Source organism: Nocardia anaemiae NBRC 100462 (genome assembly GCF_001612725.1).
Classification (GTDB): Bacteria; Actinomycetota; Actinomycetes; order Mycobacteriales; family Mycobacteriaceae; genus Nocardia; species Nocardia anaemiae.
In genome coordinates this window covers 1-1,286 of the sequence record NZ_BDAZ01000125.1, presented here as the reverse complement: position 1 = coordinate 1,286, position 1,286 = coordinate 1, and the positions used below count along the sequence as shown (strand labels likewise).

The following is a 1,286-nucleotide window of genomic DNA, read 5'->3' as shown; positions in this document are numbered from 1 at the left end:
TGGCGAGTCCCCGATATCGAGTCCGCCCGGTAGTAGAGCCGGGTGGTATTCGATCCAGGTTCAGTTGATGTCGCAGGCCACGGGGTGGTGGGTGTGGCCGCAGCGGGCAGCGTACTCGGCCGGGGTGAGATAGCCCAGCGCCGAATGCCGATGCCGTCGATTGTGTTCGAGCTTGAAGTCGCCGATCACCACCCGGGCCTCGAGCAGACTCGTCCAGTGATTGCGGTTGAGGCACTCGGCCCGCAGTCGACGGTTGAACGACTCGATGAATCCGTTGTTCCACGGCGTGCCCGGCGGGATGTAGACGATCCCGACCCGATCGGAGCAAAACTGTTGCAACGCGTGGGAAATCATTTCCGGACCGTTGTCCATCCGCAGTACCTTCGGCGGGCCGCCGCGCGCGGTGAACACCTTCTCCAGTTCGGCGACCAGCTTCTCGGCGGTGATCGACCGCTCCACCAGATGCAGCAGCGACTCACGGGTGTGCTCGTCGATCATCGACGCGATCTTCACCACCCGCCCGTCGACGGTGGAGTCGAACTGGAAATCCAACGCCCACACCACCTTTGGTGCGTCGGCGTCGACCAGCGGCACCGACGAGCACCCGGCCCGCTTGCGCGGCGAATGCTCGCGCACCTGCAAGCCTTCCTCGCGCCAGAGCCGATGCACCTTCTTCTTGTTCACCGAGCTGCCCTCGTCGAACCGCAGCGCCGCCCACGCGCGGCGGAACCCATGGCCTTGATGTTTCGTGGCGTAGCCGCGCAGCCAGGCCCGCAAACCAGCGTCGGGATCGGCTTGGGTCTGCGCGACCGGCAGCCGCCGATACGTGGACCGATACAGCCCAACCACCTTGCACGCGAACCGTTCCGACACGCTCATCACGTCCTTGAGCATGTCCACAGCGCGGCGCTTGGCCGCTGGGCTCAGAATTTTCCCTTCGCGATCTCCCGCAGCGCGTCCTTCTCCAACTCCGCATCGGCCAGCAGTCGCTTCAACCGCGCGTTCTGTTCCCGCAACTCCTTGAGCTCTTTCGCCGCGTCGGTGTCCACACCGCCGTACTGGCGGCGCCAGTTGTACATCGTCGCCGCCGAGATCCCCAGCTCCGCGGCGATCTCCTCCCCGGACCTACCCGCCGCCGCCAACTCGTCGGCACGGCGCAGCTTCCGCACGATCTCCTCCGCAGAATGCCGCTTCCGTCCAGCCATGTCACTCATCGTCCCTTCCAGCCCTCACCAGGGCCAACAGGACTCTAATACCGAGCGGTCTCATTCATTGGGGACGCGCCA

The 1,286-nt window shown here is 65.2% G+C and carries 1 protein-coding gene; it reads right to left on the bottom strand.

Features of this window, described 5'->3' with window-relative positions; translation table 11 throughout:
* Positions 1-60 precede the first annotated feature (60 nt).
* A protein-coding gene (locus NA5_RS38705) for an IS3 family transposase (RefSeq protein ID WP_371856499.1) occupies positions 61-1,205 on the bottom strand; the annotation gives its coding sequence in 2 pieces (ribosomal slippage) (positions 61-938 and positions 938-1,205; 1,146 coding nt in all).
* Between the last annotated feature and the right edge of the window lie 81 nt (positions 1,206-1,286).